The sequence below is a fragment of the Streptomyces sp. TLI_55 genome, assembly GCF_900206255.1.
GTDB lineage: Bacteria > Actinomycetota > Actinomycetes > Streptomycetales > Streptomycetaceae > Streptomyces > Streptomyces aquilus.
The window spans coordinates 2,907,513-2,923,955 of record NZ_OAOJ01000001.1 but is presented as its reverse complement, the minus strand read 5'-3'; the positions used below and the strand labels follow the sequence as shown (position 1 = coordinate 2,923,955).

At 73.0% G+C, this 16,443-nt stretch carries 13 protein-coding genes; 1 reads left to right on the top strand and 12 read right to left on the bottom strand.

Annotated features, from left to right (window positions below; genetic code table 11):
- Positions 1-39 precede the first annotated feature (39 nt).
- From CRP56_RS13605 to CRP56_RS13595, 3 genes are all read right to left on the bottom strand, one after another.
- The gene (locus CRP56_RS13605) at positions 40-1,368 is read right to left on the bottom strand and encodes a carboxyl transferase domain-containing protein (RefSeq protein ID WP_097263750.1); all 1,329 of its coding nucleotides are present in this window, start codon (positions 1,366-1,368) and stop codon (positions 40-42) included.
- Positions 1,361-2,812 (bottom strand): acyl-CoA synthetase, encoded by a 1,452-nt coding sequence (locus tag CRP56_RS13600; RefSeq protein ID WP_097263748.1) that lies wholly within the window; start codon positions 2,810-2,812, stop codon positions 1,361-1,363. Before CRP56_RS13600 ends, CRP56_RS13605 begins: the two co-directional genes overlap by 8 nt.
- 92 nt (positions 2,813-2,904) lie before the next feature.
- Positions 2,905-3,939, bottom strand: coding sequence for a MerR family transcriptional regulator (locus CRP56_RS13595; protein WP_097263747.1), 1,035 nt, complete (start codon positions 3,937-3,939; stop codon positions 2,905-2,907).
- Positions 3,940-4,077: 138 nt separating this feature from the next.
- Between CRP56_RS13595 and CRP56_RS13590 the strand changes: the two genes are divergently transcribed.
- Positions 4,078-4,956, top strand: a complete 879-nt coding sequence (locus CRP56_RS13590) for an ATP-grasp domain-containing protein (protein ID WP_097263746.1) — start codon at positions 4,078-4,080, stop codon at positions 4,954-4,956.
- A 316-nt stretch (positions 4,957-5,272) separates the two neighbouring features.
- Here the strand turns inward: CRP56_RS13590 and CRP56_RS13580 are convergent, their stop codons facing one another.
- Genes CRP56_RS13580 through CRP56_RS13530 form a run of 9 tightly spaced genes read right to left on the bottom strand, consistent with a single transcriptional unit; the run spans position 5,273 to position 16,265 of the window.
- Positions 5,273-5,881, bottom strand: a complete 609-nt coding sequence (locus tag CRP56_RS13580; RefSeq protein ID WP_097263741.1) for a hypothetical protein — start codon at positions 5,879-5,881, stop codon at positions 5,273-5,275.
- Positions 5,820-6,659, bottom strand: a complete 840-nt coding sequence (locus tag CRP56_RS13575; protein ID WP_097263740.1) for an FkbM family methyltransferase — start codon at positions 6,657-6,659, stop codon at positions 5,820-5,822. The genes CRP56_RS13580 and CRP56_RS13575 overlap by 62 nt, the downstream gene beginning before the upstream one ends.
- A complete protein-coding gene (locus CRP56_RS13570; protein ID WP_373559643.1) occupies positions 6,656-6,973 on the bottom strand; it encodes a Trm112 family protein in 318 nt (105 codons plus the stop codon). Before CRP56_RS13570 ends, CRP56_RS13575 begins: the two co-directional genes overlap by 4 nt.
- Positions 6,970-7,881: a hypothetical protein gene (locus tag CRP56_RS13565; protein WP_097263739.1), complete on the bottom strand. Its 912-nt coding sequence runs from the start codon at positions 7,879-7,881 to the stop codon at positions 6,970-6,972. The genes CRP56_RS13570 and CRP56_RS13565 overlap by 4 nt, the downstream gene beginning before the upstream one ends.
- A gap of 24 nt (positions 7,882-7,905) precedes the next feature.
- Complete coding sequence (locus CRP56_RS13560; protein ID WP_097263737.1) at positions 7,906-8,649, bottom strand: class I SAM-dependent methyltransferase; 744 nt, start codon at positions 8,647-8,649, stop codon at positions 7,906-7,908.
- A complete protein-coding gene (locus CRP56_RS47565) occupies positions 8,646-10,160 on the bottom strand; it encodes a condensation protein (protein WP_179851010.1) in 1,515 nt (504 codons plus the stop codon). Before CRP56_RS47565 ends, CRP56_RS13560 begins: the two co-directional genes overlap by 4 nt.
- The gene (locus CRP56_RS13540; protein WP_097263736.1) at positions 10,157-14,308 is read right to left on the bottom strand and encodes an alpha-(1->3)-arabinofuranosyltransferase domain-containing protein; all 4,152 of its coding nucleotides are present in this window, start codon (positions 14,306-14,308) and stop codon (positions 10,157-10,159) included. The genes CRP56_RS47565 and CRP56_RS13540 overlap by 4 nt, the downstream gene beginning before the upstream one ends.
- Positions 14,305-15,114 carry a class I SAM-dependent methyltransferase gene (locus CRP56_RS13535; protein ID WP_097263734.1) on the bottom strand — a complete coding sequence of 270 codons (810 nt, stop codon included), beginning with the start codon at positions 15,112-15,114 and terminating at the stop codon, positions 14,305-14,307. The genes CRP56_RS13540 and CRP56_RS13535 overlap by 4 nt, the downstream gene beginning before the upstream one ends.
- Entirely contained in the window at positions 15,114-16,265 is a 1,152-nt protein-coding gene (locus tag CRP56_RS13530; protein WP_097263733.1) for a glycosyltransferase family 4 protein, read from the bottom strand. Before CRP56_RS13530 ends, CRP56_RS13535 begins: the two co-directional genes overlap by 1 nt.
- Positions 16,266-16,443: the final 178 nt, after the last annotated feature.

The following is a 16,443-nucleotide window of genomic DNA, read 5'->3' as shown; positions in this document are numbered from 1 at the left end:
CGGTTTCGGCACGCTGGGCTTCCGGGGGCGCATACCGGGTCACCGGTCCTCGCGGATCACCCCCAGTTCCGCCAAGTCTTGCGGCCGGAGCCGGAGTTGTTCCGCAGTCGCCCGGACCTCCGTCGTCGGCCGCTTCAGGATCGCCGCGGCGAGTTCCGGGGCGATCACCGAGAAGTAGCTGTCCGGTGTGGCCCAGGTGTTGCCGGGGGACGCCAGGGCCAGTGCGCCGCCGGAGCCGCCCTCGCCGATGAGGAGCGTGGTGACCGGGGTGCGGGCGGCGGCGACCGTCAGGAACAGGTCCGCGATCGCCGCGCCGACGCCCTGCCGTTCGGCTTCCGCGTCATTGGCGGCGCCTGGCGTGTCCACCAGCGTCAGCACCGGGATGCCGAGCCGGTCCGCCAGCCGGATCAGCCGGGTCGCCGTGCGGTAGCCGGCCGGGCGGGTCGCCGTCCCGTCCTGCGCCGCGTAGGCGATCGTACGGCCCTCCCGCTCGCCGAATCCGCAGAGCATGCCGGGGTCTGTGCCGCCGCAGCGGTCACCGGAGAGCGGCAGGCGGTGCGTGAAATAGGCGTCCAAGTAGGCTGCTGCACGCGGGCGTTGAGCAGCACGGGCTCGGCTCACCGCCTCCCAGCCGGTCGCGGGCAGGTCCGGTGCGCCGAGCGGGGCGGGCACCGGGGCCGGGTCGGCGCTCGGCCGCGTCAGCAGCCGCAGCCAGCGCCCCAGCACCTCGCGCAGCTCGTCCGGGCGCACGACCGCGTCCACCGCCCCCGCCGCGAGCTGCGCCTCCGCCGTGTACGCCGCCGGGTCCGCGTCCGCCGGACGGACCCGGGACCCCGCGAAGCCGACCTGGGCGCCGGACAGTGCGAGGGTGACGTCCGCGCCGGCGCCGAGGGTGGCCCAGCCGCCGCCGGTGGTCGGGTCGCGCAGGACGGCGATCTGCGCGAGGCCCGCCTCCCGGGTGAGCGCCGACTGGCGTGCCACCCGCTGGAGTTGGGTGAGCGCGAGCATGCCCTCCTGCATCCTGCTGCCGCCCGTGGCCACCAACGGCACGACCGGCAGCCGGTGTTCGCGGGCGTACGCGTACGCCGCCTCCAGCCGGTCACCGGTGCGGACGCCGAGCGAGCCGCCGAGGAAGCCGAACTCGAAGGCGATCAGCACGGCAGGGGTGCCGTCGATCCGCCCCCGGCCGCACACCACCGACTCCTGCTCCCCGGTGCGCTGGGTGGCGCGGGTGCGCGTGGCGTCGTAGCCCTGCCAGGCGAGCGGCCCGTCGGGCGGGAACTCGCCGCCGGGAGGCGGGAGTTCGGTGAAGGTGGAGTCGTCGGTGACCAGGGCGACGGTCTCGCGGGCGGAGAGGCGTTCAGGCATGCAGAGCCCGCTTCATGATCTTTCCCATGTCGTTGCGGGGGAGGGCGTCCAGGTAGTGGACCACCCGGGGGCGCTTGTGCGGGGCCAGGCGGCCGGCGACGTGGTCCGCCAACTCGTCTGCCTGCGGGGGCGATTGAGGGTCGGTCGGCACGATCCAGGCTACGATCCGCTCGCCCAGGTCCGCGTCCGGCTCACCCGTCACGGCCGCCTCCCGTACGCCCGGGTGTTCCAGCAGCGCGTTCTCGATCTCACCCGCCCCGATCTTGTAACCCCCGCTCTTGATCAGGTCGGTGGCCTTGCGGCCGACGATCCGGACGTACCCGTCGGGATCGCGCACCGCCATGTCGCCGGTGCGGAACCAGCCGTCGGGTGTGAAGGCGGCGGCCGTCGCGTCGGGGCGGTTGAGGTACTCGGTGAACAGGTTCGTTCCCCGCACCTGGATCTCGCCCACCGTCTCGCCGTCGTACGACGTGATCGGCGTCCCGTCCTCCTCCACCAGCCGCAGCTCCACGCCCGGCAGCGGCACGCCGACGGTGCCCGCGCGCGGCTCCCCGTCCGCGCGCACGCTCGTGTTCATCAGCGTCTCCGTCATGCCGTACCGCTCGATCACCCGGCGGCCCGTCGCGGCCGTGATGCGCTCGTGGTCGTGGACGGGGAGGGCGGCGGAGCCGGAGACCAGGAGGCGGGCTCCGGCCAGCGCCTTCGCCAACTCCGGGTCCTCCGGGAGGGCTTGGGCGATGCGGTGGTACATCGTCGGCACCCCGAACAGCATGGTCGCGCCGGCGTTCAGCTCCCGCGCCACGCCCTCCGTCGAGAACCGGCCCAGATGGCGCACCGAACCGCCGCGCCGCAGCGGGCCGAGGGTGCCCAGCACGAGACCGTGCACATGGAACAGCGGCAGCCCGTGCACGAGCACGTCCTCGCCGGTCCACTGCCAGGCGTCGGCGAGCGCGTCCAGGGTCGACGCGACGGCCCGACGCGGGATGACGGCGCCCTTGGGCGGGCCGGTGGTGCCGGAGGTGTAGACGACGAGGGCGGGGGATTCGGCGGACACGCCGCCGGTGTCGAGGAAGGCGCCGCCCTCTGTTGTCTGTGGCACGACGTCCACGCGCGCCAAGTCACGCAGGGGCGGCGGGAGTTCGTCGCCGGGGGCCGCCAGTACCAGCGTCGGTGCGCTGTCGGACAGGATGTGCCCGAGTTCCTTCTCCCCGGACTTGGGGTTGAGCGGTACGGCGGCCACACCGGCCTCCAGTGCCGCCACCACCGCCACCGCCGTCTCCAGCGTCGGCGTCGCCCACACCGCCACTCGTGCCGCCCCGCCGATCCGTCCGGCGAGGGCACCGGTGGCGGCGGCGAGCTCGCCGTACGTCAGGGAACGATCGCCGAACCGCAGCGCGGGACGGTCGGGCCGGCCGCCGGTCAGGGCCGGGAAGAGAGAGGACACGCGGCGTACTCCTTCGTCCGTCAGGTCAACCACCACGATCCCTCCGTACACCATCAACTGCCGGAAGAAACGCTCACGGTCGACTTCCGGCGTCAGGACGCCGCCGTCCTCACCACGTCCGCCACCACACAGCTGACGTTGTCCGGGCCGCCCGCCTCGTTCGCCGCGCCGATCAGGGTGTGGACGGCCGCTTCCGGCGTGGCCGCGGTGGTGAGGGCGGTGCGGATGCGGGCGTCGGGGACCACGTTCGACAGGCCGTCCGAGCAGAGGAGGTAGCGGTCGCCGGGGGCCGCGTCATGGAGGCGGAGGTCCGGGGCCGCGGTGCCGAGGGCCTTGAGGAGCAGGGTGCGCCGGGGGTGCGAGGCGGCTTCCTCGGGGGTCAGCCGGCCCTCGTCGATCAGGGACTGGACGAGGGTGTGGTCGTGCGTGATGCGGAACAGGGCGCCGTCACGGAGGAGATAGGCGCGGGAGTCGCCGATGTGGACCAGGGCGAGGCGGGAGTCCGTCCAGAGGAGGGCGGTGAGGGTGGTCCCCGAGTCGCTCTCGTCCGCGTCGCCCGCGCCGTGCACCGTCTCCTGAAGGAGGCTGAGCACGTCACCGGCCGGGATCTCCTGGCTCTCCAGCGTCTTCAGCGCTTCCACGGCCGCCCGGCTCACCGGCGCGCCGCCCGGCCCGAAACCGTCCGCGACGGCGAGCAGGCGGGTGCCCGCGTACGCCGTGTCCTGGTTGTGCGGGCGGACCCGGCCGGTGTCCGAGTGGGCGGCGTAGCGCAGTTCCAGCATGGGGGGCTCTTCCGGCCGCCGGTCTGTCGTGAGGTGGTCGATGAGGAAGGCGGCCAGGTCGCGGCGCTGGGCCGTCTCCGCCTCCACCCGCTGCCAGTACGCGCGGATCTCCCCGGCGGCGGCGTCCGGCGCGAGCGCGCACACCTCGCGGATGCGGGCCAGCGGCATCCCGATCCGCCGCAGCCACGCCACCAGCCGGGCCTGCTCCAGCTGGGCCGCCGCGTAGTAGCGGTACCCGGTGTCCGGGTCGACCCGGGCGGGGCGCAGCAGGTCCAGTTCGTCGTACAGCCGCAGGGCCTTGGGCGACAGCCGGCACGCCTTCGCGAAGGCGCCGATCGTCAGCACGCGCCACCACCTCCCCTTCCGGTTCCGGTCCCCGATGCTGGGGCTTCACCATGGGGGAAGGTCAAACGGGTTGCCGCGGTTGCGGGCCCTCCGGTTAGCCTGCCGGGACTGCGTACACCCACCCGAAGGGACCCACCCGTGCCCCGAGTCGCCCTCGCCACCTACGACCCCCGGCCCGAGCCCTCCCGCGACCGTGACCTGCCCGTGCTGGTCGACGCGCTGCGGGCCGCCGGGGCCGAGGCGGAGGCCGTGTTCTGGGACGACCCGGAGGTCGACTGGGGCGGCTACGACCTCGTCGTCATCCGGTCGACCTGGGACTACAGCTGGCGGGTCGCCGAGTTCACGGCGTGGGCCGAGCGGGTCGGCAAGGTGACCCGGCTCGCCAATCCCGCCGACGTCGTGCGCTGGAGCAGCGACAAGCGGTACCTGGGGGAGCTGGCCGCGGCCGGCGTGCCGACCGTGCCCACCTCGTATCTCGCGCCCGGTGACGCCGTCGAGCTGCCGGGCGATCACGAGTACGTCGTGAAGCCGACGTCCGGGGCCGGGGCACGCTATGCCGCGCGGTACACGGCCGAGCAGCACGACACGGCCGTACGGCATGTCGAGCGCATGCACGCGGAAGGGTTCACCGCGATGATCCAGCCGTACATGCGCGGCATCGACGCCGGCGGGGAGCGGGCGCTGCAGTTCTTCGGCGGGCGGCTGCTGCACGCCAGCCGGAAGCGGGCCGTCCTCGCGCCCGGCACGGCCTTCGACGCGGACAAGGACGCCCACCCGGGTCTGGAGCCGTGGACGGCGACCCCGGCCGAGCTGGCCGTCGCCGAGCGCGCGCTGGCGGCCGTACCGGAGGCTCCCGAGCTGCTGTACGCGCGCGTGGACCTGGTGGACGGGGACGACGGGGCGCCGGTGGTGATGGAGCTGGAGCTCGTCGAGCCGAACCTCTTCCTCGTCCTGCACCCGCAGTCGCTGCCGCGGGTGGTGGAGGCGGTGCTGGAGGCGGCGGGGGTGCCCCGTTAGGACGCGGTCAGTGTCTGCGCAGGCAGACCCGGCCGCGCCTCCATGACCTGGCACTCCGACTTGCGCGCCGCCATGCGTAGTTCGGCCGTCCCGCGCCCTCCACCGTGCACCACCGCATCGCCCGCCACCTCCAACAGTCGTCTCCCACGGGATGCCTCGGCTGAAAACTCACCTTCGGACCGTAGGACGATGCGGAGCGACGGCTGCCGCATGTCCGGCATTGTCCGTTTCCCGCGCCCGTTCGGGACCGGACATGGGGTAGGAGTGATCGAGTACGTCCGTACGAGGGTCGCGCGTGACCATGCCAGTACGGTGCTCAGCGCACCGCCACCCGCTGCAACAGCCCCCAGGTGAACTCCGCCGCGCACTCCCGTCGTACGCCCTCCGCGTCCGGCGCCGTGAACGCCAGCCCCCACCTCGTCGGGGCGGTTCCCTCCAGGGGGCGGGCCGGGGCGAAGGCGCGGGCGGCCTCGTCGACCGTGCACGACCAGGGGGTGAGGTCCTCCAGGGTGCGCAGGGTCGGGCCGGGCGCCCCCGGTGCCCGGACCAGCCACTCGTTCCACACCGCCGACCCGGTCGGTGCCAGCAGCACCTCGAAGCGCAGGTCGGGCCAGAGCGGCAGCGGCCACAGCCAGGCCTCGCACTCCATGTCGCCGACCTTGCGGGTCAGGACCGACTCGGGGGTGCCGAGGACCGAGCGGTAGCGGGAGGCGGCGGCACGTGCGCGCGGGGAGTGCAGCATCGCCTGCCAACGCTTGTTGGCCTCACGCATCTCGGCGAGCGAGGCGCCGAGTTCCCGGCGGGCGTCCTCGACCAGGTCCGGGTTGTGGTCGGCCATGCGGCGCAGCAGGACCAGCTGGAAGTCAGCGGGGCCGAAGGGGCTGGCGGGGCCGGCGGGGGGCTTTGCGGAGGGCATGCGTCCCATGGTCGCCGACGGGACCGGCGGGACGGCGGCCGTCCGGCAGAAACAGGACCGAGTTGACGTACCGCGGCCCCCGGAACGGCAGCACGCGCCGCAGCAGCCCGTGCGAGACGACGTACGCGGCGCCCTCCTGGTGGGCCTCCAGCGGGAAGGAGCGCAGCGGCACCCAGGTGTCGCCCGGCAGCACCCAGCCCGCGTAGTCCAGCAGCGCCAGATACGTCACCACCGGGCCGATCGGCTGGATACGGGACTCCAGCTCGACGAAGAGCGCCGGGCGGTCGCGGGCCAGGATGCCGGTCGCGCCGCGCAGCACCGCCAGCTCGCTGCCGTCGACGTCGACCTTCATGAACCCGACGTCCTTCAGGCCGAGTTCGTCGAGGGTGACACAGCCGACCGGCAGTGCCCGGTCGTGGATGTCCCGGCGGACCAGCGAGGACACCCCGCGCGCACCCGTGTCGTCCGGGGGCAGCCAGAGCCGGGCGGTGCCGGGGCGCTCGGCCGCGGCGGCCTGCACGACCCGCACGTTGGGCGGGGCGGTGGCGGCGAGCAGCCGGGCCAGCCGCGGCACCGGCTCCACGGTCACCACCCGGCGGGCCCGCCCCGCGAGGCGGCGCGTCCAGGGACCGTACCAGCCGCCGACGTCCACGGCCGTGCCGCACCCCTCCGGGCACAGCTCGGGCAGCCGGGCCAGCTCCGGTTCGAAGCGCGGATACACCGCCCGGGCGACGGCGGCGACCAGCCGGTCGGGCAGCAGCGGGGCGATCCTAGCGGCAAGCGTCATGACGGCGTCTCCGTGGTGCCTGTGGTCCCGGTCGCCCCCGCCGGTCCTGTCGCCCCCGCCGGTCCTGTCGTCCCGGTCGTTCCTTCTGTTCGGGCCATCCGTTTGAGCAGGTCCTCGTGCTCGTCGTCGGACACCTGCTCCCCGGACGCGGGCAGCAACTGCGGGATGCCGTCCACGATCGGGTAGCGGCGGCGCAGCCGCGGGTTGTAGAGGACCTCGTCCGGTGCCGCCGGGCCGTCCGGCAGGACGAGGTGGAGCGGGCCCTTGTCGAGCGGGCACGCCAGTATCCGCAACAGCGGGTCGTCGGGATTCATGGGGGTGTCAACTCCTTGGCACCGATGGGGGGTTGAGGGGCGAGTTGCTGGTCGTGCCGGGGCATGGACAGCAGGACGGCGACGGCGAGGACCGTGCCCGCGAGGCGCAGCGCGAGCCGCAGCGGGTCGTGCGGCAGCGTCTCGCCGAACGACAGCGTGCCGAGCACCGCCGTGAACAGACACGTCACCGTCGTGCACACCGGCACGATCAGCGAGGCACGGCACCGCTGCAGCGCGGCCTGCGACATGACGAGCCCGAACGCGCCGGTGAACAGCAGGAGATAGGGATACGGAGAGCGCAGGACGTCAACCACCGCCGTCCCGAGCCCATGTGAGGTCAGCCGCGTCGACACCCCCTTGATGGCCAGCGAGCTCACCCCGTAGAGCAGGCCGACCGCCACGCCGTACTCGACCCCGGTCGTCGGCATCCGGTGCCGGTGCCGGGAGCGGCGCTCAGCCGCCCCGTACAGCCACACCCCGGCCGCCAGCGACGGCACGCACACCAGCAGGATCAACTGATAAGGCGCCGCCTGACTTACAGAGTCCGCGCTCTCGTCCAGCGACAGCACCACCATCAGCAGCGCCCCGAGGATCGCGCCGAGCGCGTACCGCTCCCGCCCGGTGGTCTCCTCGCCCAGCAGCCGCGCCGACAGCAGCACCAGCAGCACCAGACCGGAGACGAAGATGCCCTGCGCGGCGGCGATCGGCAGCGTCCGGTAGACCACGAGCTGCGCCCCGAACCCGGCGGCCAGCGCGAGCGACCCACCGATCCACAGCGGGCTGCCGAGCACCAGCCGCAGCAGCCGGGCGGGTTGCCGGATCGACACCTCGGGCAACGAGGTCAGCGCCCGTTTCTCCAGGACGAAACCGATGCTGTACAGGGTGTTCGCCAACAGGGCCGCCGCCACTCCCCACCACATCGCCCACGCCCCCTAGGTCTTCCGCGCGTGCAACAACAGGATCGAAGCGATCGAGGGTCTGCGACACGCCAGCCGGTCCAACGGCCGCAGCGGACGCGGTACGCCGTGGAAAGGGGCCCCTTCCAGTCGTACGACGGTGAAGCCGGCCGCGGCGACGAACTCCCGCAGCGCGCGGGCGGTGTAGAGCCGCAGATGCCCCACGACCTCGCGTCCCGGACGCCCGTGGATCGCCCGCAGGCTGACCTCGGAGAAGACCGGCTGGACCCCGGCGAGCAGCAGGGCGCGGTTGTACCAGGCGGCCAAGTTCGGGGTGGACAGCATGAGATGACCGCCCGGGCGCAGCACGCGCCGGATCTCGTCCATCGCCGCGTCCGGGTCGACGAGATGCTCGACGACCTCGCTGAACAGCACGGCATCGACCGAGCCGGTCCCGAACGGCAGCCCCCCGCCGGTGAGTTCACCGCGCACGGCGTACGGGATCCGGGTGCGGGCGCGGCGCAGGGCGTCCTGGGACCAGTCGACGCCGACGAGGCGGTGGCCGGGGAGGAGGGGTGCGGCGGTGGCCGCGGCGGTTCCGTCGCCGCAGCCGATGTCCAGGATCGTCTGCGCGGGACGCGTCCGGAGTGCCGTCGCCAGCATGCGGGCCTGGCGGAGGCTGCGCGGGGTGCCGGAGGCGACCGGGACGGCGGGGTCCTCGTAGAAGTCGCGCAGGTCACGGGGCCTGGCGGCGGCACGGTCGGTCTGGGCGGTGGTCATGACTGCTCCACGTCCGTGGTGTGCAAGTAGTGCTCGAACAGGTCGCGCAGATGGGCGCCGTCGCCGTGGCTGAGCAGGGACCGCGACCAGCGCAGGGCGAGGTGCAGCCGGCCGGCCGTGGACGCGGTGGTGACGGTCAGGCCGCGCGGCATCCTGGCCGGCGCCGAGAACCACACCGCGTGCGCGCGGCCCGCCTCCTCGCCGAAGTCCAGGGGGTACGGGATACGGCCGATGTTGCTGAGGAGGGTCGTGGACGTCCAGGGGGCGGCGGCGCGGCGCAGGCCGCGGGTGAGTGCCGCGCGCCATGCCACGGGAGTCACGGGGGCCGTGAGGAGGGTGGCGCCGTGGCCGAGTTGGGGGCGGGGGAGGGACTTCAGGGCTCGGGTGCGGGTGGCTGTGCGGGTGAGGAGGCCCTGCATGTCGGTGGTCGTCAACTCGGTCGGCGTGAAGGGGACTTCGACCAGGCGGGTGCCGTTGCCGATGGGCATGGTGAGGTCCCGGGGGCGGTCGTCCACCGGCATCGTGATGCGGAGGGGGCGGGGGTGGGCGCCGTGTTCCCTGTTCCAGTGGGCGATCGTCAGGGCCGTGGTGACCATGAGCTGGTCGTTGACGGTGTAGGGGGCGCCCTTGGGGCGGTGGGGGAGGGGGAGTTCGGTGACGAGCATGCCGTTGCCGGGGGAGGGTTCGGGGGTGCCGGGGGCTACTCGGGCGGGGGGCGACCAGTTGGAAGGGGTGTCTGGGGAAGCGGGTTGGGGCTCGGGGGTGCGGGTGGGGGGTGCGGTGGGGGAGTTGTCCTTGCCGCCGTAGATTTCGGCCGCGGTGGCGAGGATGCGGAGGCAGGCTGGGCCGTCCAGGGCGGTGTGGTTGACGGTGAGGAACAGGACCGTTCCGCTGTGCTGGGCGGGGGTGGGGTTCGCTTGCCCGCGCTGGCGGGGTGCCGCTGCGCCCACCCGTGCCGCCCCAGCGGCACGACTGCCCGCAGCTAGGGCAGGGGGGTCGGCAGGTGCGGGGGCGGGGTCGGCAGCCAGGGCGGCGGAGCCGGCAGGTGCGGGGGTGGGGTCGGCAGCCAGGGCGGCGGGGTCGGTAGGTGCGGCGGGGGAGCCGGCGGCGCCCACCGCGTCCGTCGCCTCGCTGCCCTCCACGCGGCCCGCCCCCTCCACCACCTCCAACCGCACCGGCGGAGAATCCGTCAGCGGTGGAGCCGTCGTCAGCGCGCGTGTCCGCGCGTCCCGCAGCGCGTCCCTCCCCGGGGCCGGGAACGTCACCACCTCCACGTCCGGGCGCTCGGTCAGTTCCCACTCGTAGCGGCGTCGGTACCACCGCCCCCGCGCCTCCCGCATCAGGATGCGCGGGTGGCGCAGCAGGGCCTCGTGGAAGGCCTTGCGCAGGCCCGCGGGGTCCAGGCGGCCCGGGAGGTGGACCTCGATGTGGACGGTCTCCGGTTCCTCCTCCTGGAGGCAGTGCCGGGCGACCTCGTCCACGACCGGGAACGGAATGGTCCGCACGTTCACGCCTTCTCTCCCCCCTCGACGCTGGGCAGCACCTGGGTCGGCCCCTCCGACTCGTCGTCCGGTTCGCGCACGCTCACCACCGCCGCGAACAGGCCGATCAGCGCCAGGAGTTGGGCGACCCGGCTGAATGCCCCCTCGCCCGCCGCCACCGGCTCACCCGCACCCGTCGCCGCCGCGATCCCCGCCCCCGCGAGGGCCACGAACGCGATCGGGACCAGCCAGGCACGGCGCCGGTACGCCAGCAGCGCCAGCGCCGGGACCAGCAGGGCGAACCAGCCGGCGATCACCACGCCCACCACCGTCAGCGCGACCGTCCCCAGCCACAGCCCCGGCGGCGGCGCCACCGGCTGCGGCTCGTCGGGGTTGGGGTCGTGCCGCCGCCACAGGGCGAGGCCCAGCAGGAGCAGCAGCGCGACACCGCTGCCGATGAGGGCACCGTCGTAGGTCACCGCCGGTTCGTACGACAGCTTGACCGTGCCGCCCGACCCCGCCGGGATGCGCCAGCCCTGCTGCCAGCCGTCGAGCCGTACCGACGACAGTTCCTTGCCGTCGAGCGTGGCCTTCCAGCCGTCGTTGTAGTTCTCGTACGTCGTCAGATAGGTGGCCGCGCCCGAGCCGACCGTGACCTCGCGGCGGTCGCCGAGCCAGTCCCGTATCTTCAGGTCCCGGCCCGCCGGGGTGGGTTCGGTGACCGTGCCGCGGGTCAGGGTCAGGTCGGTGAGGGTCAGGGGTCCGGCGTCGCCGGCCTCGATCCGGTGGGCACCGGCGGACAGCTCCAACTCCGGGTCGGCACGGTTTTCTTGACACAGCGTCACCGACACCGGGCGGCGCTCGCGCAGGTCCGCCACCGTGCCCTTCACGCTCGTGCGGTACAGCTCGCCGTCCACCGACACCACGGGTCCCTCGCCGCACGGCAGGGAGAGCTTGCGGGTGTCGCGGGGCTGGGGCGTGCGGTACTGGTCGAGGGACGGGATGTAGGCCTCGGTGAGGCCGACCGGGAGGCGGAGGTTCTCGTCGACGACCGGGTTGTAGAGGGTGACCGGGGCCGTGTCGGTGATGGTGATGTCGAGGCGGTCGGTGGTGATGGCCGGGAAGCGGACCCAGCCGTTCTCGTCGACCCCGGCGGTCGTCGAGCCGTCGGGGGAGCTGATGTCGACCTGGGTGGGGCGGGTGGCGAGGCCTCCGGCGGGGGCCAGGACCAGTTCGCTGACCGGCTGTTTTCCGTCCCAGCTGAGGTGGATGGTGGGGCGGTCGCCGGCGATCCAGGCGGTGGTCAGGTCGCCGTCGGTGAGATTGCGGGCCGACAGGCCGGTGCCGAGGGCGGCGGTGGAGTCGGCGGTGGCGACGATGCGGTTGTCCTGGTCGGGGGCGACCTCGTACAGCAGCTTGTCGAGCTCCGGGCCCGGCACGGTGGTCGCGCTCGCCTTCACCGCGTACGTCCCCGCCGTGGCCGTGGAGAAGCGGCGGTGCAGGCCGGCCTCCGTGCCGTCGGCGGCCCGGTGCAGGGAGATGAGGTCCGCGCCCGCGTCGGTGTCCTCGGCGTCCGTGGGCAGCCGGAGGAGTCGGGTCACCTGGACGTCGGGCAGCGCGATCTCGGAGAAGCCCGCGCCCAGCAGCCCGGAGCGGCGTTCGACGGAGTCGAGGATCGTCAGCTTCATCCAACTCGTCTGCCCGGTCGGCGCCTTGACGCTCTGCGTCATGCCGTCGGGGCGCAGGAAACTGGTCCGCGAGCCGTTCTCGGTCTCCACCCGCACCTTGGTCGGCGCCGCCCGCACGCTCTCCTGCGGCAGCGGCGTCACCTTGAACGACGACGGCATGTCGTACGCGTCGTCCGAGAACCCGATCCGCAGCCACTGCCCGTCCGCCGAGCCCAGCGAGCCCTCCACCCACGCGGTGTCGGGGTTGCCGTCGAAGGCGCCCACGGGGTCGAACTGCGGGAGATGGAACAGCCAGTTGCCGTATGACGACGCCGTCACCGAGCTCGCGCCGCGCAGCTGGGCGACCGTCTGGTGGTCGAGGCCCTTGGCCGGCAGGATCTGGTGCGGTTTCTCCCCGGCGTCCTCGGAGGCGTCCGGCGCGTTGCGCTCGTTACTGGTGTACGTGTACGACGTGTTGGAGTTGACCAGCCCGAACCGGGTGTCCGTGCGGCGCAGTCCGTCGCCGGTGATCTGGAGCGGGGGCGTGCCGAGCCCGGGGTGGTTGTCGCCGGTCAGGACGGTCGCCCGGCCGCGCAGCTCGGAGGCGAGCGGCAACAGGGACTCGGGGCCGCCGGAGACGACGGCGGTGTCGGCGACGGGCAGCAGCCCGGCGTGCCCGGGGTTCTGCGTCCCGTCGGGCGGCATGTAGATCTCCACCGCCCGCTGCCTCGGGTACAGCCCCTCCACCGCGAGCGGCGCGTCGTGCACGATCCGGCCGCCGGTCATGATCGGCCCGTAGCCGATGACCCGCTTGTACCCGGACTGCTCCAGCGTGCGCTTGACGACGGTCGTCGGCACATAGCCGATCTGGTCGGGGTCGAGGTCATTGCGGACGACGACGTACCGGATGCCGGAGCGGGCCAGGAAGTCGGCGAGCCCGGGGACCTCGCCGCCACTCGTCAGGGCGTCCTCCACGGCGTCCATGGCCCGCCGGTTGCCGGCCGTGCCGAAGGGGACGTAATCACGTTGCGCCCAGCGGGACTTGGCGACCACGTCGAGGGGCTGGTCGATGGTCGAGCCCCAGGTGTAGATGCCGTGCGCGGTCGCCGGGACGACCAGCGCACGGGAGTCGGGGGAGTACTTCTCCAGCCAAGCCGCCGTCGACTTCCAGTACTTGGGGATCTCCTGGAAGGAACCCGGGTTCAGGATCGACCCGTTGAGATACGGCCACATCAGCCCCGGCAGGATCAGCACGGCGGCGACCAGCGGGGCGAACCGCCGCCCCCGTACCGGCCGCGCCCCGCGCGTCTCGGCGGCGACCCCGACGAGATGGGCGAGCCCCAGCACCAGGGCCAGCGCGAGCCCCGTCTGGAACTTGTAGATGTTCCGGAAGGGCGCGAGCCCCCCGTTCAGCCAGTCCTGCACGACCCCGTGGAAGGGCGCCCCGAACCCGCCGCCGTACCCGGCGAGCAGGATCAGCGCGGCCACGATCACCGTCAGCGTCAGCCAGCGCCGCTCCGGCAGGTCCCGCCGCGCGAGGCCCGCGAGCCCGAGCCCGGCGGCCAGCGCCGAGCACACGATCACGATCACCGACGACGCTACCGTCCACCCGGCCGGCAGCCACGCCTCACCGAAGTGCAGATAGGCGACCCAGTTCCCGGCGCCGCGCAGCGCCTCCGTCGCCGACATGGTCTCGGTCGTGGTCTGCGCGCTCTCGACGTACGGCAGGAAGTTCTCCCCGTAGACGCCGAGCAGCAGCAGCGGGATCCACCACCAGGCGGTCGCCAGGATCACGCCGGGTATCCACCAGGCGAGCAGCTTTCTCTGCCGGGGCCCGGGGGGCCGGGTGAGCAGATACAAGCCGACCGGCAGCAGGGAGGCCAGGGTGGCGGCCGCGTTCACGCCGCCCATGAAGGGGATGACCAGCACCGACCGCACGGCGGCGACCCGCGCGCTGTAGCGCTCGTCCGTCAACGGCAGCAGCACCCAGGGCAGGAACGCGCCGGGCAGCGCGGCGGCGGACGTCGACCCGATGACGATGGTGAAGACCGGCCAGAGCGCGTACGCGAGAGCGGCGAGCAGCCGTGACGCCCCGCTCCCGATCCGCAGCCGCTCCGCGAGCCGCAGCGCGCCCCAGAAGGCGACCGACACGATCAGCGACAGCCACAGCCGCTCCGCCAGCCACACCGGCAGCCGTACGGCGTGGGCCAGCCAGTAGAACGGCAGCATCGGCCACAGATAGCCGGTGTACTGGTCGGAGATCCCGCCGAAGGACCCCTGGTCCTGCCACAGCTGCCCGAGATCGTCGAAGAACCGCCCCGGGTCGACGGTCACACCCAGCTTGGTGTCGAAGGTCTGCCGCCCCGGGTGCACCGCCAGCAACAGCACGAACACCACGGCCCAGAACCCCGCCAGCCACCGACGTGACCGCGGGCCCTCCGGCGGGCCCGACATGCGCGCGGTGGAGGGGACGGCGGCCGGGGGAGGGGCCTGGACCGTGGATGTCGTCATGGTGGACACCGCCGGAGGATGAGGAGGAGGTTCCAGGTGGCCACCTCGCGGATCCCGGGCGCCTTCACCACGGTCTCGGCGAGGAACGGCCAGTAGCGGGAGCGCGCCGAGACGACCCTGACGTCGTCACGGGCGCGCACCTGCCGCAGGGTGGGGCCGATGTGCACGGCGAACAGGTTCTCGCCGAGGGTGTGCTTCGCGGCCCTGCCGGTACGGCGCCGATAGCGGGCCCGCGCCCGCTCGGCGCCCAGATAGTGCCAGGGCGCCCACTCGTGACCGCCCCACGGGGACAGCCAGTTGGTGAACGACAGATAGATCAGCCCGCCGGGCCGCGTCACCCGCACCAGCTCACTGACGAAGGTCTGCGGATCGGCGACGTGTTCGAGGACGTTGGAGGAGAAGGTGACGTCCGCGACCCCGTCGTACAACGGCAGCAGATACCCGTCGGCGATCACGGCCCCGTCGGGCGGCTTCGCCCCGAGCTCCGCCACGTCGGGTTCGAAGAGGTAGGCGTGGGCGCCGCGCCGCCGGAACTCCTCGGTGAAGCATCCGCTGCCGCCGCCGACGTCGACGACGGTCCGGCCGGCGACGGGCCCGTCGTAGGCCTCGACCTGGTTGACGGAGTCGCGAGCCAACAGTTCATAGCAGGCGGCGGGGTCGTCCTGTTCGTGGCGGAAGGCGCGAAACAGGGCAAGGGATCTACGAAAAGAAGGGTCCTTGAGAGACCTGAAGGGGCGCGGGACTGTATCTGATATGCGGCTACCGCCGCGTGGGCGCGACCAGCCACGACGAACCCGCAGCCGCATCACGGCCCCCAGCCCCTCACCGCCTCCGCGGCAACGGCCCGGAACTGTCTCACGGACCGCTCCCAGCGAAAACGAGCCGCATGCTCCCGAGCGGCCTTGCCCATCAACTCCCGCCGCTCACCGGACAAGGCGAGCGTGCACCAGGCGGCGGCGAAGGAGGACTCCCCGCGCGCCAGCACCCCCGTCTCCCCGTCCACGACGGAATCCCGAAGTCCAGGCACGTCGAAGGCGATGGTCGGAGTCTCCCGGGTGGCGGCCTCGGTCACGACCAGCCCCCATCCCTCCACCGCCGACGGATGCATCAACAACCACGCCTCGCACAGCAGCCGGTGCTTCTCGGCCTCGGAGACATGGCCCGTGAACTCCACGCCGGGCCCGGCGAGTTGCTGGAGTCGCTCCCGTTCGGGACCGTCCCCGACGATGACGAGCCGCCCGCCGGTCACGGGACGCACCCGCTCCCACAGCCGTAGCAGCAGATCGATCCGTTTGTACTCGACCAGCCGGCCGACGGCGACGAACAACGGCTCGGGCGACCGGTCGGCCCGTGGCCCCGGCTCCTCGACTCCGTTGTGGACGACACGAATACGATCACGCTCCACGCCGATCCCGCGGAGCGCCTGCGCGGTCGACGCCGACACGGCCACCAGCAGACTCCGGTGCTGCGCACCGGTCAGCGCCCAGTGTTCGAGTCTTCGGCCGAGCCGCGCGGCCGGGGCCATCGGGCCGCCGAACCGCATCTTCCACAGGTCGGTGTGGACGTGGTTGACCAGGCACAGCGTGGGACCGCGGTGCCAGACGGGCGCGAAGTACGGCATCCCGTTGCAGACCTCGACCAGCAGATCGCAGTCGCCGACCTGACGGGAGAAGGCGGAGCGGGCGCGCAGAAAGTGTCCGAGCTCGCCGCCCGCGGAGACGACCCGGTAGTCGCGGTACGACGCGGGACCGCCGCACAGCAGGGTGACCTGGTGGCCGAGACGGGTGAGGCCGTCGGCGAGCCGGTCGACCAGGAGCTCGGAGCCCCCGGCGGCCGGGTTGGCCAGGTCACGATGGGCGAGGAAAACGATTCGGCGCGGAGGTGGGGGGAGCGCCGAGGGGTGCTGCGATGCCGCGGGGTGCGTGGCGCGCAGCGACGAAGGCACGTGCTGGGGCATGCGTGCTCCAACTCGTCTCAGGGTGCGGAACTCGAAGCGTGAGGAGGTGCTTTACGTTCCTGTGGGGGATTTGGGTACTTCCTACGAGGAGGATGTGGGTGGACTGTGCTCGGGTGGGGGTGGACAGTTTTCGCCCACCCGTTCCTCATTGCTACTCACGGGGATGACAATTTCCGGG